Annotated in this window: 23 protein-coding genes and 1 pseudogene; 13 read left to right on the top strand and 11 right to left on the bottom strand. The window is 68.5% G+C overall.

Features of this window, described 5'->3' with window-relative positions:
- Nucleotides 1–7: 7 nt before the first annotated feature.
- The 4 genes from ACIP5K_RS13260 to ACIP5K_RS13245 form a co-directional block, all read right to left on the bottom strand.
- Nucleotides 8–445 carry a hypothetical protein gene (locus ACIP5K_RS13260; RefSeq protein WP_401408612.1) on the bottom strand — a complete coding sequence of 146 codons (438 nt, stop codon included), beginning with the start codon at nt 443–445 and terminating at the stop codon, nt 8–10.
- Between the two features lie 11 nt (nt 446–456).
- Entirely contained in the window at nt 457–651 is a 195-nt protein-coding gene (locus tag ACIP5K_RS13255; RefSeq protein WP_401408609.1) for a hypothetical protein, read from the bottom strand.
- Nucleotides 652–744: 93 nt separating this feature from the next.
- The gene (locus tag ACIP5K_RS13250; RefSeq protein WP_401408606.1) at nt 745–996 is read right to left on the bottom strand and encodes a hypothetical protein; all 252 of its coding nucleotides are present in this window, start codon (nt 994–996) and stop codon (nt 745–747) included.
- Between the two features lie 141 nt (nt 997–1,137).
- On the bottom strand, nt 1,138–1,527 hold the full coding sequence (locus tag ACIP5K_RS13245) for a hypothetical protein (RefSeq protein ID WP_401408603.1): 390 nt from the start codon (nt 1,525–1,527) through the stop codon (nt 1,138–1,140).
- Nucleotides 1,528–1,577: 50 nt separating this feature from the next.
- On the opposite strand from ACIP5K_RS13245, the pseudogene ACIP5K_RS13240 reads away from it, so the two are divergent.
- A pseudogene (locus tag ACIP5K_RS13240) lies at nt 1,578–1,835 on the top strand (SUMF1/EgtB/PvdO family nonheme iron enzyme); the annotation flags it as partial.
- 112 nt (nt 1,836–1,947) lie between these two features.
- Here the strand turns inward: ACIP5K_RS13240 and ACIP5K_RS13235 are convergent.
- Entirely contained in the window at nt 1,948–3,687 is a 1,740-nt protein-coding gene (locus ACIP5K_RS13235; RefSeq protein ID WP_401408601.1) for a DUF262 domain-containing protein, read from the bottom strand.
- A 1,309-nt stretch (nt 3,688–4,996) separates the two neighbouring features.
- Between ACIP5K_RS13235 and ACIP5K_RS13230 the strand changes: the two genes are divergently transcribed.
- From ACIP5K_RS13230 to ACIP5K_RS13195, 8 genes are all read left to right on the top strand, one after another.
- Nucleotides 4,997–5,308: a hypothetical protein gene (locus ACIP5K_RS13230; RefSeq protein ID WP_401408598.1), complete on the top strand. Its 312-nt coding sequence runs from the start codon at nt 4,997–4,999 to the stop codon at nt 5,306–5,308.
- A 21-nt stretch (nt 5,309–5,329) separates the two neighbouring features.
- Nucleotides 5,330–5,512, top strand: coding sequence for an HNH endonuclease (locus ACIP5K_RS13225; RefSeq protein WP_401409002.1), 183 nt, complete (start codon nt 5,330–5,332; stop codon nt 5,510–5,512).
- 271 nt (nt 5,513–5,783) lie between these two features.
- Nucleotides 5,784–6,446 (top strand): HAD-IA family hydrolase, encoded by a 663-nt coding sequence (locus ACIP5K_RS13220; protein ID WP_401408595.1) that lies wholly within the window; start codon nt 5,784–5,786, stop codon nt 6,444–6,446.
- Between the two features lie 145 nt (nt 6,447–6,591).
- Nucleotides 6,592–7,830, top strand: a complete 1,239-nt coding sequence (locus ACIP5K_RS13215; RefSeq protein ID WP_401408593.1) for a helix-turn-helix domain-containing protein — start codon at nt 6,592–6,594, stop codon at nt 7,828–7,830.
- A 617-nt stretch (nt 7,831–8,447) separates the two neighbouring features.
- Nucleotides 8,448–8,588, top strand: a complete 141-nt coding sequence (locus ACIP5K_RS13210) for a hypothetical protein (protein ID WP_401408590.1) — start codon at nt 8,448–8,450, stop codon at nt 8,586–8,588.
- Between the two features lie 76 nt (nt 8,589–8,664).
- The gene (locus tag ACIP5K_RS13205) at nt 8,665–9,828 is read left to right on the top strand and encodes a radical SAM protein (RefSeq protein WP_401408588.1); all 1,164 of its coding nucleotides are present in this window, start codon (nt 8,665–8,667) and stop codon (nt 9,826–9,828) included.
- Nucleotides 9,825–10,043, top strand: a complete 219-nt coding sequence (locus tag ACIP5K_RS13200) for a hypothetical protein (RefSeq protein ID WP_401408585.1) — start codon at nt 9,825–9,827, stop codon at nt 10,041–10,043. Before ACIP5K_RS13205 ends, ACIP5K_RS13200 begins: the two co-directional genes overlap by 4 nt.
- A gap of 118 nt (nt 10,044–10,161) precedes the next feature.
- The gene (locus ACIP5K_RS13195; protein ID WP_401408583.1) at nt 10,162–10,965 is read left to right on the top strand and encodes a phosphotransferase family protein; all 804 of its coding nucleotides are present in this window, start codon (nt 10,162–10,164) and stop codon (nt 10,963–10,965) included.
- A gap of 473 nt (nt 10,966–11,438) precedes the next feature.
- On the opposite strand, the gene ACIP5K_RS13190 is transcribed toward ACIP5K_RS13195, so the two are convergent.
- The 5 genes from ACIP5K_RS13190 to ACIP5K_RS13170 all read right to left on the bottom strand — a co-directional run bounded on the left by ACIP5K_RS13190 (nt 11,439) and on the right by ACIP5K_RS13170 (nt 17,065).
- On the bottom strand, nt 11,439–12,770 hold the full coding sequence (locus ACIP5K_RS13190; RefSeq protein WP_401408581.1) for an MFS transporter: 1,332 nt from the start codon (nt 12,768–12,770) through the stop codon (nt 11,439–11,441).
- A gap of 17 nt (nt 12,771–12,787) precedes the next feature.
- Nucleotides 12,788–14,113, bottom strand: coding sequence for a guanine deaminase (gene guaD / locus ACIP5K_RS13185; RefSeq protein ID WP_401408579.1), 1,326 nt, complete (start codon nt 14,111–14,113; stop codon nt 12,788–12,790).
- Between the two features lie 272 nt (nt 14,114–14,385).
- Nucleotides 14,386–14,724, bottom strand: a complete 339-nt coding sequence (locus tag ACIP5K_RS13180) for a MerR family transcriptional regulator (RefSeq protein WP_401408576.1) — start codon at nt 14,722–14,724, stop codon at nt 14,386–14,388.
- A 554-nt stretch (nt 14,725–15,278) separates the two neighbouring features.
- Nucleotides 15,279–16,217, bottom strand: a complete 939-nt coding sequence (locus ACIP5K_RS13175; protein WP_401408573.1) for a zinc-binding dehydrogenase — start codon at nt 16,215–16,217, stop codon at nt 15,279–15,281.
- A 434-nt stretch (nt 16,218–16,651) separates the two neighbouring features.
- On the bottom strand, nt 16,652–17,065 hold the full coding sequence (locus ACIP5K_RS13170) for a nuclear transport factor 2 family protein (RefSeq protein ID WP_401408570.1): 414 nt from the start codon (nt 17,063–17,065) through the stop codon (nt 16,652–16,654).
- A gap of 142 nt (nt 17,066–17,207) precedes the next feature.
- Here ACIP5K_RS13170 and ACIP5K_RS13165 point away from each other — a divergent pair, with 142 nt between their 5' ends.
- From ACIP5K_RS13165 to ACIP5K_RS13155, 3 genes are all read left to right on the top strand, one after another.
- A complete protein-coding gene (locus ACIP5K_RS13165) occupies nt 17,208–18,116 on the top strand; it encodes a LysR family transcriptional regulator (RefSeq protein WP_401408567.1) in 909 nt (302 codons plus the stop codon).
- A 214-nt stretch (nt 18,117–18,330) separates the two neighbouring features.
- Nucleotides 18,331–18,609, top strand: coding sequence for a chaplin (locus ACIP5K_RS13160; RefSeq protein ID WP_401408564.1), 279 nt, complete (start codon nt 18,331–18,333; stop codon nt 18,607–18,609).
- A 239-nt stretch (nt 18,610–18,848) separates the two neighbouring features.
- The gene (locus ACIP5K_RS13155) at nt 18,849–18,992 is read left to right on the top strand and encodes a hypothetical protein (RefSeq protein ID WP_401408561.1); all 144 of its coding nucleotides are present in this window, start codon (nt 18,849–18,851) and stop codon (nt 18,990–18,992) included.
- Between the two features lie 238 nt (nt 18,993–19,230).
- Here the strand turns inward: ACIP5K_RS13155 and ACIP5K_RS13150 are convergent, their stop codons facing one another.
- Nucleotides 19,231–19,884, bottom strand: coding sequence for a fasciclin domain-containing protein (locus ACIP5K_RS13150; protein WP_401408559.1), 654 nt, complete (start codon nt 19,882–19,884; stop codon nt 19,231–19,233).
- A 285-nt stretch (nt 19,885–20,169) separates the two neighbouring features.
- On the opposite strand from ACIP5K_RS13150, the gene ACIP5K_RS13145 reads away from it, so the two are divergent.
- A complete protein-coding gene (locus tag ACIP5K_RS13145; protein ID WP_401408557.1) occupies nt 20,170–20,751 on the top strand; it encodes a fasciclin domain-containing protein in 582 nt (193 codons plus the stop codon).
- The last annotated feature ends 114 nt before the right edge of the window (nt 20,752–20,865 follow it).

The following is a 20,865-nucleotide window of genomic DNA, read 5'->3' as shown; positions in this document are numbered from 1 at the left end:
TCCCTTCTCAGCCGTGGAAGTGGTTGCGCTTGATGACGGCCTTGCGGATGTTGACCGTGGTCGAACCGCCGCGGCCCGAACTGCCGAGGATCTGCACGGCGATGAACCCGCCGAAGACGACCGCGGCGAGGATGATGAGTTGCTGGATGAGCGCGGCGAGTGCGGCGATGAACGTGGTGAGCATCAGCAGTCCGCCGCACGCGGCGAGGAAGCCGACGCCGCCGAGGGCGACGTTCACCGCGGCCCGGGAGACGGGCGGCTCGAGCGCGAACGGTTCGGGCTGCGCGGGGGTGACGGCGTAGCCGGTGACGACCCGCCCGTCGGGCAGCACGGCGGGGATGTGGCCCGGCTGCACGGGCACGAGCGGCGCCGCGGTAGGGATCGGTGCGGGGTAGTGGACGGCGCCGGCGCTCTGCGGCGCGCGGTATGTGGTGGGCTCGTTCACGGCGACTCTCCTCAACTTCCGATGTTCGGGATGGCGTTGGTGATCGCGGTCACGAGGCCGTTGACGCTGTCGTTGGCGTCGGTGGAGGCGAGGTAGAAGCCGAAGAGGACGGCGATGACCGCGGCGCCGCTCCCGAGCGCCTTGAAGCGCAGGAGCACGAGCAGTCCGGCGGCGAGCAGGAGCACGAGCGGGATCGTGACGACCATGGGTCGGTTGCCTTTCGGGTCAGCGGGCGGGGCAGGACGTGAGGAGCAGCCCGAGCGCGATGCCGAGCGCGGCGAGGCGCAGCACGGTGGCCATCAGCGGGTGCCGGCGCGGTAGGTGCAGCGGCTGACGTTGTAGAGGTGTCGGCCGACCCGTATCCGCTTGCCGGTGGCCTTGCAGCGTCGGCAGTCCTTGCCGCGCTTGGCTTTGCCCTTGCGGTCGTACTTGATCTCGTGGCCCATGCCGTCGCACTGCCGGCAGTCGCCGAACGGGGACAGCCAGCACTTGACGCTGTAGCAGAAGGTGACGAGCAGGAGGGAGACGGTAGCGAGCGTGAAGAGGATCATCGCAGGGCCTCTCAGGCAGGTTTCCGGGGTTTGCGCAGGTGGGTCGCTACTTGCTCGCGGCCTGATCAGGGGCGGTTTGGGTCGCTAGCAGGGTTGCTACCGGTAGCGACGGATGCCGCTACCGGTAGCAAGCTGCGGGACCTATCCGGCATCCCTCTTGTTGTTGCGCTCCGTAATCGCATGGGCGATGTCGTCGCGCTTGATGCCGCGCTTGTTGAGCTGCTCACCGTTGATGCGGCGACTGATCTGGCCGGTGGCCACGCCGTACGGCTTGAGCGCTGCGGTGAGCGCTTCGGCCTTCGGCTTGGCCTCCAGCTCCGCCCACGCGCCGTAGACGTCGGGGCGCAGGTCGGCGAGGCGGTCAACGATGGTCTCGGACCACACCTTGGCCTCGCCCTGGCCCAGCACCGCGGCGACGTCGTCCAGCACGCTCGCCACCGTGTCCGCGGTCGGGGCCGGCCCGGCAGCGTCGCCGGACAGGGTGCCCTCGGCCTCGCGCAGGGCGGCGGCGCGGATCAGGAAAGGCGGCACGCGGAACGTCCGGCCGCACCTTCCCGTGGGGCGACCAGAAGACTGCCGCGAAGTGCAACGTCCGAGAGACCGGGGTCGAAGGCACGACCTCCGTCTCCCGGTACCACAGCGACGTCTCGCCCTACGGCGTCTACGACATGGTGGGCAACGTCTGGGAATGGCTGGCGTCGCCGACCGTCCCGGGGCGGTACGAGCTTCGGGGCAGCGCCTTCACGAGCCCTCTGTTCCGTGGGGTCCCGTCAGCCACGAACGACGCCGACGACACAGGATTCCGCTGCGTGGCATCACCTGAGCATATGCCCTTTTAAAGGCACCTCCTCAAAGGCGGCCAATCAGACCCCTCCCTTGCAGCCTATCCCCCTGGGCGCGTTTGGAAATAATTCACGGTTTCCGTGCGCGCCCAGCACCCACTTCGCCTACCTACAGACTCCAAACTCGGTCCAACGCATCGTCCGCCAGTAGGCGCGACCTGCCCTCGATCTGGGCGTCAGACGGCGAATCAGCACCACTCTTCTCCCACGATTCGAGCTCCGCATCGAAATACGCCCTCCCCTTCTTAAGTTCCTCAACCTTGGATGGCAGAGGAGCATCCCCCAGGGAGCTATTAAGGCGAGCGGTGAGCAGCGTCAGGTTACCGATCGAATAGACTGGATCGCGATAGTCCCTCTCGGCGCTTGATTGTGGCTTGATGTGCTCAATCGACCACGCCTTGAGATCCTGTCCCGCCGGCAGCGAGTCCGCCGCCTTCGCGAAAGACATCAATACGTAAGCGATAAAGATCTTGCGCGACCGGATCTTCTGCTTTTGATTCAGCTGAAGCGAGGGCGCATAGAACAAGTTACAAAACGCTCGGTGAGCACTCGCTCGATCCGGCAGGCTGGCGCGAAGCTTATCCTTCAAGTCTGCAATAGCATCCGCGACCTCACGGGTGGACTTAGCCTCCTCCAAGCGGACGGCGAATCGATTATAACGAGCCCGCGTTCCACCAGTAGAACTACTATTCGTTAGGGCAGTATTCTGGAAGTGGAAAGCTTCAACAAGCCTCATGACTTCAATTACATGAGGTTGCCTGATGAATTTCACCTCCCGGAACTTGCGCGCTACAGCCATGACAGTCGAGTTAGCCACAGAGACATTAAAGATCGCGAGCGCGCGAACGCTGTCAACAAATTCTGAAATCGTAAAGGCATTACGCACGCCCTGCACTCTCGGCTGAACCTGCAGATCCTCATACTCTAGCCACGCATATGTATCTGCATCCGCTTCAAGCTCCGCCAGGTAAGAGAGATGCGCATCAGGATCGGAGCCCACCCTGCGGCTAATCTCCTTGAAAAGCTCAGGCTCCTTTACCGCCTCCCGCCTCGAGTTCCAGGACTGCCAAATAAATCTGTCGACGACATCTGTCGCTACGCGACCGTCCTGAACGGTATCGACGATCCTTTCCCAACGGGCCGTTATCGCCGTTCGATCGTCGGCTTTAGTGGAGCCGCCGCGAATCAGGAGGTTCTTCACGAGGTCCGACAAGCGCAAGTCTGCCCCACGCGTATTCAGCGTTTCGAAAACCAGAAAGCCATCTTCCTCAGATGCCAACTCAACCTGGATCACGCGCGCCTTCAAGGCGTTGGACCTAATGGACTTCAGGCGCTCCACTTGCTCACCTGGCGACAACTCATTGATCTCGTCTAGAATCTTCACCTCGAAGAATGTTCGCGCCTCCCCGATCCGCTTGGCGCTAACATTCCATTTCGCCCCCGACGGAATGACATTTGGGTTCTGAATAACCTCGTAGAACATTTCCTCCGGGCGGCGCAAAACCGGATAACTCTTACCGTCGTCGTCCTTGACCATCAAATATTTCTGAGTTGTATCGGCCTGGCCATTGGCCGTACTTACATCGAAATCATCGTCATTCGCGTAATTTTTAGCCACTTCTTTGAAAGCGTCGCGAACCACAGATAGAAGGATTGCGCTCGTAGTCAGCCTCTGCTGACCGTCAATGATCGAATAAGTGTCACTGAAAAGGTCCCTCTTTTCGCTGACCCACGTTACCGTGGACCCGAAAAAGAAATCCCCCTTCGCCAAGATGACGTCTTCCCAGAAATCGGCAAGCTGCTCCCGTGACCAACTGTAAGGACGCTGAAAGTTAGGAATCTCGTACAAGCACTGTTGGAAACACGTTTGTATGGTCTTCGTCTGACTCTCAATCGGAATCAGCTCGGTGCTCGAAATCCCCTCGGCCATCCTCAACCCCCAGCTCGTCACGAATTACGTCGACGTGAACAGTAGCGCAAGACTAATGAACCGCGCATGTGGCTTGTAATCTTCAACTTGCCTTTTTCTCAGCTCGTTGATCTCTGCCGATGAGCTGCACCGATAGGTAGGTTCGCGCAGGACAGTGGGAGGGAGTCCGGCGGGAGCGCTTGCGGGCGACGTACCGCAGCGCACGCCAGGTGGCGGGGCACAGGACAGAAGTGAAGGGGGCCAAAAAGGGGGCCACCGACCGCAGTCCCTCATGGACCTCTATGGACAACGGCGGACTCAAGTTGGGGTGTTTGCCCAGGTCGCACGCCAGTCGTACCAGGTCAGTCGGGCCCGCAATCGCGTTCGGGACGAAGAGGTTGTGGGTTCAAATCCCGCCACCCCGACAGCTGAAACACCAGGTCAGGGGCCTGATCCGCATCGCGGATCGGGCCCCTCCTGCATCTCCGGGGATCGTTGACAGCACCGGTGACGGCGTCCCCGAGCGAGTTGGCCGCCCGTGCGCGGCCTGCGGCACAGTCATGGAGTACTGGCGCCCGCGCAGCCAGAAGTACTGCTCCGACCCCTGCCGTACCTCGGCCGCCAAAAAGCAGCGCACCGAACGCCCGAAGGACGCGCCGAAGATGCCTCGCCCGAAGCAGACGCTCATGCCGGGGACGCCGCCCGTGCCCGACCTCACCAGGACTCGGGAGGTTCATGGTGATCCTTACTGGAACCCGATCCTCGCGGCTGCCGAACGCGCCACCGGCGGCGAACCTTGCCGGATCTGCAGCGAGCCCGTGCCGAAGAATGCGCACTGGGAGCACCGTGACCGGCACGTCTGCTCCGGCCAGTGCAACACCACGCTGAAGCGACGCACGAAGGCATGGATCGGGAGGGGCGAGATCGACGTGACCGCCATCGCGGATCACGGTGACCGGTCCTCCGCCGATACCGAGCAGCGCGCTCGGTTCGCAGCCGCACGGGAGCCTCGAGTCTTCCGCACCAGGACCGCCGACGACGACTTCCCCTACGAGTTCTACGGGTTGGGTCCCATCGAGGGCGATGTCGTCGAGCGGCACGGCTCCATCACGACGTACGCCACGGCTACCACCCTGGGCGCCGACTGGCTCGTCGACCTGGTGCGCCGGAACTCCGAACCCGATGCGGAGCCAATGGTCGCGAGCCACCAGGAAACGGGTGCGCTCCTCGCTTACACGGACCGCACCCCGTGTGGACCAAGGTGCCCGGCCAGGAACGCCCTCTCGTGCAGGAGACATCCTTCACGGGGGATGACGGGCGTCAGTGGCACTGGCAGAACGAGATATTTCGCAACATGGACGAGAGCGGGAAGACCTACGACTGGGAAGCCTGGGTCTGCGTCGCCGAACCGATCCCCACCCTGTGGACTCCGGCATACACAGCCCGTTCTCACAAGCAGCGACGCTCCACTCGGGCCCGCAACAGCTATCAGGTCCGCATGCGCGGCTTCGGCACGCTCAAGGCCGCCGCCGACCAAGTGGACCCGTTCGATATCTACTAACGCGACCACTGGGTCTGCCGGATATGCGGCCGGCCGATGAGCCCCGACGTCGAGTGGCCGGACATGTGGTCCCCCACCCTCGATCACATCGAACCAGTCGCGGAGGGCGGGGAGCACACGGCTGAGAGCCTGCAGGCGGCCCATTGGATCTGCAACGTCCGCAAGGGAGACGCCTGGGGACCTGGCGAGGCCCAGCCCTCCTAGCCCCCAGCACCGAGCCATCGCGGCCCAGACCCGTAGCTCGGTACGGCATCCCGGCACGTCCGCCCCACCGCGAAGCCGACGCCCACCACTCGCCCGACCGAACTGCCCCGACAACCGCGGCGGCGCTCACGGGCCCTGGCCGGCCCGAGCTTGACCACCCGGACCCCTTCCCGGTCCGGGCAGCAGAACCTGTCTCAGGTGGCCTTTAGTCCCCCGCGCGCCGAAGGGCGGTAGCGTCCCCCGCGAGGCCAACGGAGAGGGAGCACGCCGCATGCCGCAGCCGACGACCGCCGCCGACCACAACGCCCCGCGCGGACTCATCCTGGACTTCGCCGGGGTGCTGACCGGCGACCCCCGCTCCGTGCACCGCGCGTGGTGTGAATCGGAAGGACTCCAACCCGAGGCGTGGCGCTCCGCCCTCGGCCGGCATCCCGAGGGCCGACGGCTGTACGCGGCACTGGAAGTCGGGCAGATCAGTCAAGCCACGTGGAACGAGGGCACCGCGAGCCTGCTCGGTGCCCACGTCGAGCCGTCGAATCTGATGGGGCGCGCCTGGGCGGGGGTGCCTGCGGCGCAGCATGTGGCCGCTGTCGCGCGGGCCGCCAAGGAGGCGGGATACAAGCTCGCGCTCTTGTCGAACAGTTTCGGCCTGGATCCCTTCAACCCGTATGTGCATGCCGGTATTTGGGACCTGTTTGACGTCCACGTGATTTCCGAGGTCGTCGGAATGGCGAAGCCGGACCCGGCGATCTATCAACTGACGCTGGAGCGCCTCGGGCTACCCGGGTCAGCTTGCGTGTTCGTCGACGACCACCCGGTGAACCTTCCGCCCGCCGAGGCCCTGGGCATCACCACCGTGCTCGCGACGCGCGAGGCGGACACGGTCGCCAAGCTGCAAGACCTCCTAGGCGTCCGCGCCGATCTAGCCGCATAGCAGCCGCGTCCATCCGCCGGCCCAACACCACTCGAATCACTGAGTATCGGTGTGCTTGCCCGATGGCTATCGCCCCACCACCGAAGCTGCCTCCGCCCGTACGCTGACGCAGACGGCTCACAGGTCGACTGCAAGGGGGCACCCCGTGGAAATCCCCGACAACCTGAGTGTGGGTGAACGCATCCGGCTCCTTCGGGAGTCGCGCGGCATGCCCCGCCCCGTCCTGGCCCAGATGTGCGGCCGCGGCCCGGACTGGCTCAAGCGCATCGAGAACGGCGACCGTGAACTGCGCTCCTACTCCCTGCTTTTCAGGCTGGCCGCCGCCCTTCAGGTGCCGGACCTCTCCGTGATCACCGGCCAGGACTCGGACGCCGGACACCCCGTGCCGACCGGCGGACTCAACCACCCTGGCATGCCTGCCATTTGGGCAGTTGTGATGAAGCGGCCTTTCGGCCTCGTGACGGCACCTTCGGCGCTCCCGAACCCGGCGGCCCTCCAGGGCCGGGTGAACCAGTCCTGGCGCCTGTGGCACAACTCCGGGAGCAACCGGACCGAGGTCGGTGCCCAGCTTCCGGAGCTGATCCGGGATGGCGAGGCTGCTGTACGCGTCTTGGACGGACCGGAGCGCCGGACCGCGCTCGTCGCGCTCTCGGACATCTACCGCCTCACCGGCCAGGCGACGGCGTACATCGCCCCGGCGGAGATGGCCTGGATCGTCGCCGACCGGGCTCTGGCAGCCGCCCAGGACGCGGACGACCCCGCCGCCATCGCGGCCGCCGCCTGGAACATGGGCAACATCCTGCGGGAGACGTCGTACCCGGACGACGCGCTGCGCGTCGTCACCGAGGCCGGCGACCTGCTCCGCCCGCACCTGGACGACGCTCCCGACGACTGGCGCGGCATCTACGGCGCTCTGCACCTGCACGCCGCCGTCACGCACGCTCGCGAAGGCAACGAGGGCGACGCCTGGCGCTGCTGGGACAAGGGCAACGAGGTCGCGAAGAGCCTTTCAGCCTCGTACGTGCATCCGTCGACGGTTTTCGGCCGAGCCAACGTCGACTTCCACCAGGTGTCCGTCGCGACGGATCTTCGCAAGGCACAGAAGGCGATCGGCCTGGCGCACGACATCGACCCCGACATCATGCCGTCGAAGGAACGCCAGGCCCGGCTCTGGATCGAGGTCGCCCGCGGGCACCTCCAGCGCGGGGACAGGACGGCGGCGCTGCACGTCATGAAGCTCGCCCACGACATCGCGGCCGAGACGGTCGCGTACACACCATCGGCCCGCGCCGTGGCCGCAGACCTGTGGCGGAAGGCACCGCGTGCGCTGCGACGGGAGGCCGGTGAGCTCGCCGAGAAGGTCGGCGTGGCCGCTCCCGGATAGAGGCACGTAGAGGTATTCCGACGCCGCGTGGCGGGCCTGTGCCGGGTGGCCGAAAGCGACGGGGCCAGACCCTGCAAGGGGGCCAACTCGGCCCCCTTCCCGGTTGATCCGCGCCCTACGGTGACGTTCCTCGTCCGGACCGTCTACCGCTGGGAGCACCGTGACCACCCCCGTTCCCTTGCACGCATCGCTGCGCCGCGGAGCCGCACCGCAGATCAACGCCGCGTCCGGCGAAGTGCGCCTTCCACTCTCCTTGTTCAGGATCGACGAGTACCAGGGCGACACGGACCTCGTCCTCTCCCGAACTGCGGGCGAGCGCCTCCTCAGTGGTGTCGGAGGCACTCTCGCGGCGGGGTCACCTTCACCGCCGTACGCATCCCGGCCACCGTCGTCCACGCCGCAGCGGAAACCGATACTCCGGAGCGGGTTCGCGACTACCTCGTCCGCACTGTGGGCGGCCCGGTCTTCGCCGACCAGTTCTCGTGCCTCTTCTACGCCCTCGTACCGGCGACCGCGGCCGACATCCGACCTGGCTGGGCCGTATGGCGTCCGATGCCGAATGCCTCGGCGCGAACTCCTTCCTCGGAGTACCAAGGCCCGGCCGCAACGATCCCGAGATGTCGCGCTGCCGCTGGATGATCCCGATGAGCGGCCGGGGTGACCTCTGCACCCCCGACGCGGTACTGCGCCTCATCGACCGCGGGCGGCCCAACCAGGTGGTCGCACAAGAGCGGGACGACAACCTCGCAACACCCTGAGGCCGGTCGAGGTGTGCCCCGTCCCGCCCTACTAGGCCAACCGCTTCTAACTCCCTTACCTACAGGCGGAGATCACATGACCCCAGCGACGCGTACCAGCGCGCAGGAAGTCCAGGACGGAACAGCTCAACGTCTCGTGGCCAGTCCGTTCCTGGCGCAGTACCTTCTCCTCCAGCCCGGCCGAGCGACCGGCATACGCATCCCGGAAGCGCGCTACGAAGAACTGGCGGCGGCCGGAGCGACAGAACGGCCGGTCCCGACCTGGGTGACCGACGCGGCGAAGAGGGCGTGGAGCACCGAGCTGCCCGCCGCACCGCTCGGCGACACCGTCCTCGTCCGCAAGCGGTCCCCGTACGGCTACGCGAAGGCATCCTGGGAGATCAACCTCGGCTGCGACTACGACTGCTCCTTCTGCTACCTCGGGGAAAAGCGGTTCGAGGGCCTGGACTGGGAGAACAAGCAGCGACTCCTGCGCATGCTGCGGGACGCCGGAGTGCTGTGGTTGCAGATCACCGGCGGCGAGGCTCTGATCGACCGCGAGTTCGGCGCGGCGTACGAGTACACCCACCGGCTCGGCATGATGGTCCAGGTCTCCACCAACGGTTCATCCCTGCGCAAGCAGCCGATCCGGGACCTCTTCACCCGCCACCGCCCGTACCGGCTGACGGTGAGCTTGTACGGAGCGACCGGCGATACGTACGACAAGGTCACGAGGAACCGCGGGGCCTTCGCCCGGTTCACGGCCGGCCTGGACGCCGCCCGAGAGGACGGGCTGCCGATCCGCCTCAACGTGATCGTCTCGGACGACAACGCGCACGAGGTCGACGCGATGGTGGGCCTCGCCGAGGCGTACGGATTTCCGCACCAGGTCTATACGAACATGTCACCCACGATCGACGGCGAGGCGAATCCGCTCGCGGCACAGGCGGAGAGCCACGTGCAGGTTCGGAGAGTCTTCACAGGCTGCAATGCCGGGCACACGTTCTTCCACGTCAATCCGCACGGCATCGCCTCGATCTGCAAGGTCGGCCGCGACCCGAGCGTGAACCTCATCGCCGAGGGCCTCGAAGCTCTTCCCCGACTCGGCGCGATCGCCGAGTCCCTACAGCTCCGCACCGGTGGATGCTCCGGCTGCACGAAGACCGGCACGTGCCGCGCCTGTCGGCCGCTGGCGAAGCTCTACCAGGAGGCGGGGGACCGACGAGAACTCTATTGCCAACACGGAGGCTACGGATCATGACTCCACCCACCGCAACGCTGGCCCCGCCGCACGAGCCAGTGATGCTCACCATCGGCCGCCGCCCGGCGGACGGATCAACACCGACCGGAGTGCTGCCGGTGCCACTGCCCGCCGCCACGATCGCCGACGACGAGATCCAGATCCTCACCGACCTGGACGAGGCCGCCGAGGGAGCCGAGTGCAGCTGCTCGGCCGGTGACGACCAGCCCTACTAGAGACCCGGACACGGGTGGTCCCCGTGCCGCCCATTCCCCCCTCCGAGTGCCGCCCCGGCCTTACCCTGGCCCGGGCGGCATTCCCAACTCCCCAGCACCCGAGGATCCGCGCGTGTCCATGCCTCGAATCCCCTTCGAACAGCTCCCGGCCGACGTCCGCCAAGCCGTCACCGACAAGAGCGGCGCCGTACGCCGGACGGTGACCTTGCAAGGCGGCATGAACTCCGGCGTCGCCTCTGTACTGGAGACCGAGAGCGGCAGGGTCTTCGTGAAGGGCATCGCGAGCGATCATCCGCAGGTCACCGCACAGCGTCGCGAAGCAGCGATCGCCCCCCACCTGCCCGCCTCCTGTCCTCGCCTGTACTGGCACCTGGAAGCCGGCGGGTGGAGCCTTCTCGGATACGAGGTCCTGAACGGCCGCCACGCCGACTACAGCCCCGGCTCACCCGACCTGGCACTCGTGAGAGCCGCGCTCACCGAACTGCAACAGGTCACCGCCCCGGCCGACATCGAGATCAAGGACGCGGTGGACCGCTGGAGGGACTACGCCCCGCCCGGAACACTGCAGTACTTCAGCGGCGACACCCTGCTGCACACCGATTTCGCCCCGGACAACGTCCTGGTCGCCGACGGGCGCGCCCGCCTCATCGACTGGGCGTGGCCAACGCGGGGTGCAGCATGGATCGACCCAGGCGCCTTGGCGCTCAGGCTGATGGACGCCGACCACACCGCGGAGAGCGCGGTCGCCTTCGCAAGCCGCTTCCCGTCGTGGCAGAACGCCGATCCAAAGGCGCTGGCGGCACTCGGTACCGCGACCGCAGCGCTGTGGTCGGAGATCGCCGAATCCGACCCAACGCCGTGGAAACAAGGGATGGCCCATCGAGCCAATGAGTTCGAGCTCGCCCTGCACCGCATTCCGTAGACCCAGCAGCAGCCGAGAAGTGGCAACGCAGTTCTACAGCAAATGCGCTCTTCCACAAATTTCGAGACGGGCACCCGTACCCGCCCCTATCTTCATCTGTCGCGATGAATTGGTTCACGCTTGACACCGACTGCCTTTTTGCAGTTGAGGAAGAACGGCCCGAGGCCGAGGCCGTTCCCCGCCTAGTGGCTCGGCATCACGCCAGCACAGCGCACGTACGCATGGTCGCCACTATGGCCGCCGAGACGCATAAATCCTGATCCAGCTCATGCAGCCGGTCACTGAATCGCTGGCTTACCCCGGTCCACCCGGTGTCCGGTCCCTCCCCAACCCTCTGGGTGTCGAGCATGGCATCGATGGAGACGGAAGCAGCAAGTAGGGCATCCGGTGGGAACCGCAGTGGCTCTGCCGCAGTGCATCAGGCGCCTGGCAAAAGCTCCGGGGAAGCGGTCCCGTTGCGTCTCGCTTCGGGGTTACGGGCGAGGGGTGGCGGTCTCCTTGATGAAGAAGCCTGCGAGGGCTCCCAGGACCAGCAGGATCGGCATCATGAGCAGTGCGTGGCCGTAGTCGGTGAGGGAGGGGGAATCGGGGAGGATCTTGCTGGGGATGGCCTGGAGGAGGCCGCCGATGATGAAGCAGATGCCGTTGACGATGGCGGCCGAGCTGCCGACCAGCCTGCCGGGGACGGACTCGCCGGCCACCGTGAATCCGAGCATGTGGGCGCCCGCGAACAGGCCCACGCAGAACATGGTGACCACGGAGACGGCGTTGGTCTCCTTGGGCAGGTAGATGAGTAGGCAGACGGCGGCGGCCTGGAGCAGGACACCGACGATGGCGGGCATGCGGCGGTTGTTCCAGTGGTCGGAGAGCAGGTTGAACAGGGGCGCGCCGACGGCCAGTCCGAGCCATGACATGGCGGTCAGGACCGCCGCGAGCGACGTGCTGGCGCCGCGGGCCTCCATGACGCGCGGGCCCCACAGCACTCCCATGGCGAGCATCGAGCCGAAGGAGACGCCGGCCAGCGCCGAGGAGAGGACGACGTTGCGGTTGCGGAAGCAGGCGCCGAGGTCGCGGAAGATGCTGGAGACGAGCGGCGGCCGGGTGGCCCCCGTGGCCTGGGCCAGCTGTTCCGGGCCGGTCGACGGGTTCCGCACGAGGAGGGCGAAGAGCACGATCAGGGCCACGCCCATGGCGCCGAAGCCGTTGAGGAGCTGCTGCCAGGTGACGTGCTGGAGCTGCCAGGAGATCGCCGGCTGGCCGAAGGCGGAGCCGAGCGAGGCGAGCGACTGCACGAGGCCGAACATCAGGCCGTAGCGGGCGGCCGGGAACCACTGGCCGCCGATGTATCCGGCGCCGACGAAGCCGAAGGACGAGCCGACCGCGAGGACGATCTGCGCGGCGATCAGGGTGGCCATGCTGGTGGTCTGCGCGTAGAGGAAGGCGCCCGCGGTGACGAAGGCGACGCCGATCGCGAGCAGCGGGCGGGAGCCGAAGCGGTCCAGCAGGGCGCCCGAGAAGAACTGGCACAGCGCGAAGGCCCACGTGTAGATGGATCCGGCGAGGCCGATCTGGGCCACGGTGAGCGAGGCGGTCTTCTGGATCTCCGGGGAGACCACCGCGTAGCCGGTCTGGATGGAGAACAGCCAGACCACGAAGACGGTGCACAGGCCCCAGATGACCCATGCCTCGACGCCGCCGATGGTCTTGTGCGGTCCGTGCAGGATGCGGGCGCCGGGGTGCTTCTTGAACTCGGGCTCGCCCGCGGGCGCCGCGCCGGGGGCGGGAGTGGGGGTGGTGCTCGCCATGACGTACTCCTGTCGGCTCAGGCGGACGCGCGGTCGCGGTCGTGGGCCAGGGCTCCGTTGATGTAGGTGGCGCGCACGGTGCGGTCGTCCCCCATGACGGCGAGGACGAACAGCAGTTCGTCGATGTCGTTCACGCGGGATGTGCGCTGGGCCAGCAGCGGGGTGGCCCTGGGGTCCAGGACGACGAAGTCGGCCTCGTGTCCCGGTTCGAGCGATCCGACCTTGTCCTCGATGCCCATGGCCTGGGCGCTGCCGAGGGTGGCGAGGTAGAACGCCTTGACGGAGTCGAGCGGGTAGTTGCTCAGCTCGGCGACCTTGTACGCCTCGTTCATCGTGGCGAGCAGCGAGAACGACGTGCCCGCGCCGATGTCGGTGCCCAGACCCACGTGCATGGGGCGTTTGGCGTCCTTGGCGTCGTGGACGTGGAACAGGCCGCTGCCCAGGAACAGGTTCGAGGTGGGGCAGTGCGAGACGGCGGTGCCCGTCTCGGAGCACCGGTCGCGTTCCCGGCCCGTCAGGTGCACGCCGTGGGCCAGTACGGCGCCCCGGCCGAGCAGTCCGAAGTGGTCGTACACGTCGAGATAGCCCTGCCGGTCCGGGAACAGGGAGCGCACCCAGGAGATCTCCCCGGTGTTCTCGGACACGTGGGTGTGCACCAGCGCCTCGGGGTGCTCGCGCCACAGCGTGCCCGCCGCCTCCAGCTGTTCGGGGGTGCTGGTGGGGGCGAACCGCGGCGTGATCGCGTAGAGGTTGCGGTCCTTGCCGTGCCAGCGTTCCAGCAGGGCCTTGGAGTCGTCGTAGGCCGACTGCGGGGTGTCGAGCAGGGCGTCGGGGGCGTTGCGGTCCATCAGGACCTTGCCCGCGGCCATCCGCATGCCGCGCCGCGAGGACTCCTCGAAGAGGGCGTCCACGGACTGCGGGTACACCGCGCAGAAGGTCAGGGCCGTCGTGGTGCCGTTGCGCAGGAGTTCGTCGCAGAAGGACGACGCGACCTGGCGGGCGTAGTCGGCGTCGGAGAAACGCTGCTCCTCGACGAAGGTGTAGTGGTTGAGCCAGTCGATGAGCTGGGAGCCGAACGCGGCGATGATGCCGGTCTGCACGTAGTGGATGTGCGTGTCGATGAACCCGGCCGTGATCACGTGGTCCGGGTAGTGGGCCACCTCGACGCCCTCGGGCAGCCGGTCGCGCAGGGCGGCGTAGTCACCGGCCGCGGTGATGATGCCGTCCTCGCAGATCAGCAGGCCGTCGCTCTCGTGGACGAAGGCGTCGTCGCGGCCGACCAGGAACGGGTCGTCCCGGAACCATACGAGTGGCCCACGGACAGCTGTGACGTGCGCGGACATGGCCACCTCCGGACGACGGGATGCAAGCACTTGCCTCCATGCACGCCTGTCCGGGTGACATCCGCACCTCGGGCTGACCCGCCCGGGTGAGTTCGGGGGGTCCGGGGGGTGGATCCGGGGGGTGGGTTCGGTGGGTGGGTTCGGTGGGTGGGTGCTGGTACCGCTTCGGCGGCTCTACCGGGCCGGTCCGGGAGTCAGGGGAAGGAGGTGTGTCGGCACTCGTTCCCCTGACTGGTCCCGCCGGGCCGGGGAGGCCGGCGGGTCGGCGGTCTTCAGGAGGTGGTCGTCGGGGTGGCCGATTCCGCGGCGCGGCGGTACTCGGCGTTGAGGCGCTTCGCTTCTTCGAGCTGGTCCTCGAGGATGACGATGCGGCAGGCGGCCTCGATGGCGGTGCCCTGGTCGACGAGCTCCCTGGCGCGTGCGGCGATGCGCAGCTGGTAGCGGGAGTAGCGGCGGTGGCCGCCCTCGGAGCGCAGCGGGGTGATGAGGCGGGCTTCGCCGATGGCGCGCAGGAAGCCCTGGGTGGTGCCGAGCATGTCGGCGGCCCGGCCCATGGTGAAGGCGGGGTAGTCGTCGTCATCGAGACGGTCGAACGAATCGTCTGCTGTCATTTGCACCTCTCTGGAACGCGCTTGAGGGGCCCTGGTGCCATATGCACCAGGGCCCCGAAGGAACTGTTACACCATCTGCCGGCCCTGTTACTGCGCCGACCTTCTGTGTCCGCCGTCCCGACGTCGATGCTGTCGGGGATGCGGGGATCGCGGTTGCTTGACCGGAGACCACCTCACTATCGATGTCCTGCGGTACCCGGGCTCAGCACATCCGCCCGGGCGATCCTGATGGCGCCTCGTTCCTCCGTTCTTCCCTCTTGGTCGACCCCTGTGGAGGGGACTGCGGTACTGCTCGTGGCGGCCCCTGCGTCACTGCGGGCCACCCGGTCCGGTCGTCAGCCCCGTCGCCGTCCTACGACAACCCTGGCTTCGGGACTCCACCACCGCACCGTCCTGCGTACTGCTTCCTGCATGTACTACTGCCGGCAGTTCGTGTCTGCCGGTCCCTCTTGAACTCGACTACGTGAGAAACCATAACCACACCGCCGCCCAATGTCTACTCTCGTCGGCATAGATTTCCGCACGCCCGGTGGAGAGGTAATCGGAGGCGGGGATCAGTCGACGGTCAGGACCGCGTTGCCCCGGATCCGGCGGTCGCGCAGGGCGGTGATGACGTCGGCGGTGTGGCTCCAGTCGCGCACGGTGCCGATCTCAGGGTGCAGCCGGCCGGTGCCGACGAGGCGCACCAGGGCGGTCAGGTCCTGGCCGTACGTCGTGTCCGAGACCGTGTAGTCGAAGTGCGTGATGCGGGCCCCGACCGGGCCCTTGAAGAAGTCGAAGAAGTCGAGCGTGACGGGCTCGCGGCTCGCCTGGCCGAACCACACCAGCCGTCCGCCCGGGGCCAGTCGGGCCAGCGCCCTGGGCAGGGTGGTGCCGCCGACCGACTCCAGGACCACGTCGTACGGGCCCGTCGCCCCGTCCACCGAGGTGAGCAGGCCGGTCGCTCCGAGTTGCAGCAGGCGCGCGCCGCGCTCGGCGGTGGCGGTGACCGCGGTGAGGTCCGCGCCGGAGGCCGCGGCCAGCTCGGTCAGGTAGTGGCCGACGCCGCCGCTCGCGCCGGTCAGCAGGACGCGGCGGCCGGCGAGCGGGCCGGCGGCGCGGAGCAGGCGCAGTGCGGTGATCCCGGCGAGCGGGAGGGCCGCGGCGGTCACGGCGTCGACGCTGTCGGGCAGTGCGGCCAGGCTCGTGGTGGGCACGGCGACGCGCTCGGCCCAGCCGTACGCGGGGGGATGGGCGACCACGCGGGTGCCCGCGGCGGGGCCGCTGCCGTCGGCCGCCGCCCGGACGACGGTGCCGGCGACGTCCTTGCCGGGGCGCCAGCCCGCCCAGCGGCGATCGAGGCCGCCGTCGAGCTGCAAGGTCTCGCCGCGGTTGACGGAGTACGCCTCCACGGCGACGACGGCCTCGCCCGCGGTGGGCTCGGGCTCGGCGGCCTCACCGAGGACGACCGGCCTGCCGGCATCGGCGGCGGTTCCGGGCAGCATGGCCTTCATGGTTCACGGCTCCTGGTGACGGGAGGGGAGGGCTCCCTCCGGCGCTCCCTCTCGGGGCGGTCGGGCGGGTTCGGTCCCTGGGGTGGGGTGTTCGGGGTGGTGTTCGGGGCGGGGTGGCGTGTTCGGGGTGGGGTTCGGGGTGGCTCGGGCGCGGGATTCGGGGCGGGCTCAGGCCGGGGGCGGTGCCGGGATGTACGGGTGGGCTCCGGCCCGAAGATGTCCGGGCGGGGCTCCGGCCCGAGGACGTACGGGGGCTCCGGCCCGAAGATGTCCGGGCGGGGCTCCGGCCCGAGGACGTACGGGGGCTCCGGCCCGAAGATGTCCGGCGGGCTCCGGCCCGAGGACGTACGGGGGCTCCGGCCCGGAGATGTCCGGCGGGCTCCGGCCCGAGGACGTACCGGGCGGGACTCCGGCCCGGGGATGTCCGGGCGGGCTCAGCCGAAGACGACCGTCTTGGCGTGCAGGGTGTCGAGGTATTCGCGCACGGCGGTGATCCGGCCCTCCCGGACCGTGAAGACGGCCAGGCAGTGCTGGTCGTACCGGCCGCCCGCCCGCGCCAGGCCCCGGGTGTTCCACTCGGCGAGGACCCGGTCGCCCTCGGCGATCAGCCCCTCGAAGGTGAACTCCATCGACTCCGGCACCAGCCGGGCCACCATCGCCGGGACGAACTCGTCGAGGATCTCCTCCGGGCCCGTCCACGTCCCCGACAGCGGCAGATCTCCCGCGAGGGTCCAGGTGGCGTCGGGGGCGAAGAAGCCGCGCAGCGCGTCCAGGTCGCCCCGCACCAGGGTGTCCATGTAGTCCTGGACAACTGCCTTGCTCGCCGCGGTGATTGCGTGCTCGTCCATCAGTGGGGCCCTTCTCGTGGTGTGCTCTCTGCGACGTCTCGAACCCTAGGAAGCCACCGTGGCCGAAGGGAAAGACCTGTTCGCGCGAGGTCCAGAACAAACAGGCATAGGTGCAGGTCAGAGCTGTTGTAGGGTGCCCGGCATGGCAGACCTCCGTCGTCTTCGCTACTTCCTCGCCGTCGCCCAGGAGCGGAATTTCACCCGGGCCGCCGAGCGGCTGCACATCGCCCAGCCCGCCCTCAGCCGTCAAGTACGCCAACTGGAGCAGGAGTTGGGCGTACGGCTCCTCGACCGCACCACGCAGTCCGTGGAGCCCACCGAGGCCGGCCGGCTCCTGATGGAGCGCGGGGCGGCGCTGTGCGACGAGGCCGACCGGCTGTGGCGCGATGTGCGGGGGTACGCGGCGGGCGAGAGCGGCAGCCTGTCCTTCGGCTACAGCGCCAGCACCGGTTACGAGACCGCGCCCACCCTGCTCGCCGCCCTGGCCGAGGCCCATCCCGGCATCAGGACCTCCACCCGCCTGCTGCCCACCGGAGAGATCCTGGCGGGCGTCGCCGACGGCACCCTCGACGTCGGGCTGGTCCGCTGCCCGCCGCCGGCCCCGCAACTGGTGCGCACCCTCGTACGCCTGGAACCGCAGGGCGTCCTCATGGCCGAGGGGCACCCCCTCGCCGGGCGCCCGGCCGTCGACGTCGCCGCGCTCGCCGGCGAGATCCTGCTCACGCACGCCCGCGGCGACAACCCCGGGCACTACGACGCGATCGCCGGCATCTTCGAGCGCGCCGGGGTCTCCCCGCGGCTGCGCGAGCGGCACCTGTCCTTCGACGCCGCCCAGATGCCCGTCGCCCAGGGCGACGCGGTCTCCGTCGTCGGCGAGTCCGCCCGGCCCGGGCTGCCCGCCGGCCTGGTGTGGCGGCCGCTGTCGCCCGCGGCGGCCATCGAGATCCACCTGCTCACCCGCGGCGACACCGAACGGCCCGCCACCGCCCGGCTGTTGCGCGTCGCCTCCGGCACCGCCCGCGCCCGCGGCTGGCTGCGCTCACCGTCCTGAGCCGCCGCCCCCCGATCGTCCGGTTCGGGCGGCCGAAGACGCGGGGCCGCCGCACGGGCCGGGCGTACAGGCGTTCTGGTGCGTGGTCCGGTCGGGTGAACCGGCGGCCCGCGGCCAATCCCGGAGCGCGCGCGGTCCGGATGGCCCATGAGGGACAGACAGTTCCTCGTCCCCGCCCGCGTGCGGGGGCTGTGCGAGCGGTGAGGAAAGTTTCGTGTCTCGTGTGCTGAAGAGTGCGGCGGTTCTGGTGGCGGTCGGCGGCGCGCTGGTCGCCGGTGCGGGTGCCGCGTCCGCGGACAGCGGCGCGCAGGGTGCCGCCTGGGGCTCGCCCGGCGTCGGCTCGGGCAACGTCGTCCAGGTGCCGGTCCACGTCCCGGTCAACGCCTGCGGCAACACCGTCAGCGTCGTCGGCCTGCTCAACCCGGCCTTCGGCAACGCCTGCGCCAACGGTTCGGACCACTGGGGCGGCGGCCACTGGGGTGCGTGGAAGTAGCCCCCTCGCCTCCCCGGCGCCTCCGGCCCACCGCGTCCGCTGACACGCGGTGGGCCGGAACCCGAAAGGTCCGGTGCCGCCCGTACGACAGGGGCGGCGCCGGACCTTTTCGCACGGCCGGATCCTTCGGGCGGGGAGGGCGGGACGGGGAGGGCGGGACGTGCCGTACCGCACCCGTCCGGAGCCCGGTCGGCTCCGGATTACCCGTGACGGGCAGACGCCCTGGTGAGGTGAGTGCGATGACCGAGGAAGAGTTCAGGCGGCTCATGGAGCAGGCCCGCGCGGAGGCCCGGCGCACCACCGTCCCCCGGCCGGGCCCGGGCGCCCGCGAGCTGTACGAAGCCCGCGGCCGGCACGCCGAGTTCGGGGCCGGGGCGCACTGACGGCGCAGGGCGGGACAGGCGCGGGCGGGAGCGGTGGGGGCGCCCCGTGCGCACCCCACCCGCTCCCGCCCGCCGGACACGACCTCCCCGGGAGGCACCGCAACCTGCCCGGACCGGCCCCGGCCCGCTCGGCCGCCCCGGAAAGCCGAGGAACGGTCCGGGGCGTGCGGGTGCGGGGTCCGTACTACGCGGGCCGGCCCGCCGGCCGGCCCGCGCGGTCGCGTCGGTCGAGGGGTCGTCAGCTCTTGGGCATGAGGACCGAGTCGATGATGTAGACGTTGGCGTTGGCGGTCTTCACGTTGCCGCAGACGACGTTGGCGGTGTCGTTGACCTTGTACTTGTCGCCGGAGCCCATGGTGGTGAGCTTGGACTTCTCCAGGGTGGCGAAGGAGCCGTTCTCCAGGTCCTTGGGCGCCAGCTTCTGGCCCACGACGTGGTACGTGAGGATCTTGGTGAGCTGGGCCTTGTCGTTGAGGACCTTGTCCAGGTCGGCCTTCGGGATCTTGGCGAAGGCGTCGTTGGTGGGGGCGAAGACGGTGATGTTCTTGGCGTTGTTCAGGGTGTCGACCAGACCGGCCTTCTTCACGGCGGTGACCAGGGTGGACAGGGCCGGGTTGTTCGAGGCGGCGGTGGCGACGGGGTCCTTGGCCATGCCGTCGAAGGAGCCGGCGCCGTCCTTGGGCACGGACGAACAGGCGGTGCCGAACGGCGCGTCGTCGGCGGCGGCCATGTCGTCGGACGGGCTGGCCATGTCCGAGCCCTTCGACGCGGCGGCCGAGGAGCTGTCGGACGCCTTGTCCTTGGAGTCGCTGTCGGAACAGGCGGTCAGCGCCAGCGGCAGCATGGCGGCAGCGGCGACGACAACGGCGGCACGGCGCAGGCGAGTCTGCATGAGAATCCCTCAACGATCAGAACTGTGAAGGCCATCCGCCTCCATCACCGGGAATCCGGAGCGCTCCGGACGACGGATTGGTCGATGCCCCGAAAGAGTGACGGACGGCAGCTCGCCGTAATCGACAAATTACGCAAATAACAGCAATCCGAGCATGGGGCGGCGACGAATTCCCGATGTGAGGGCGTGAACCACGCGCCGACCCCCGGTAGCCCGCGTCCTCACCGGCCCCGGGCCGCTCGGGGGCCCGGCGGGTCCGCAGCCCGCCGCAAAGGAGTGTTGATCATGACCGCTCACCGTGTAAGCACCCGGATCCTGGTCGGAGCGGCGGCGCTCGCGCTGCCGCTCTCGCTGGCGGCGCTCGCTCCGTCCGCGTCGGCCGACGACATGAAGGGCCCGTTCGGGCCCGCCTGCTCCTCGGTCCCCAAGGACGGTGCGGGTTCCTTCGACGGCATGGCCAAGGACCCGGTCGCCACCGCCGCCTCTCACAACCCCGACCTGTCGACCCTGGTCACGGCCGTGAAGAAGGCCGGTCTGGTGGACACGCTGAACGACGCCAAGAACATCACCGTCTTCGCGCCCACCAATGAGGCGTTCGCCAAGATCCCGAAGGCCGACCTGGACAAGGTCCTCAACGACAAGGCCCAGCTCACCAAGATCCTCACGTATCACGTGGTGGGCGAGAAGGTCACGCAGGACAAGCTGGCCGACGGCAGCTTCAAGACGCTGGAGGGCAGCAAGCTGACCACGGCGGGCTCCGGCGAGAAGTTCAAGGTCAACGACAGCGCGAACATCGTCTGCGGTGACGTGCCGACGTCGAACGCCACCGTCCACATCATCGACACCGTCCTGATGCCGAAGAGCTGACGGGGGAAGCGGGTCGAGGGGTGGGGGGGGGGGCGCGCCCCCCCCCCCCCCCCGCGGGCCCCCCCCCCCGGGGGGGGGCCGGGACGGGGTGGACGACCGGGGGGGCCCCCCCGG

The organism is Streptomyces sp. NPDC088785, from assembly GCF_044750685.1.
Taxonomy (GTDB): domain Bacteria; phylum Actinomycetota; class Actinomycetes; order Streptomycetales; family Streptomycetaceae; genus Streptomyces.
This window is presented reverse-complemented; position numbering and strand designations above follow the sequence as displayed.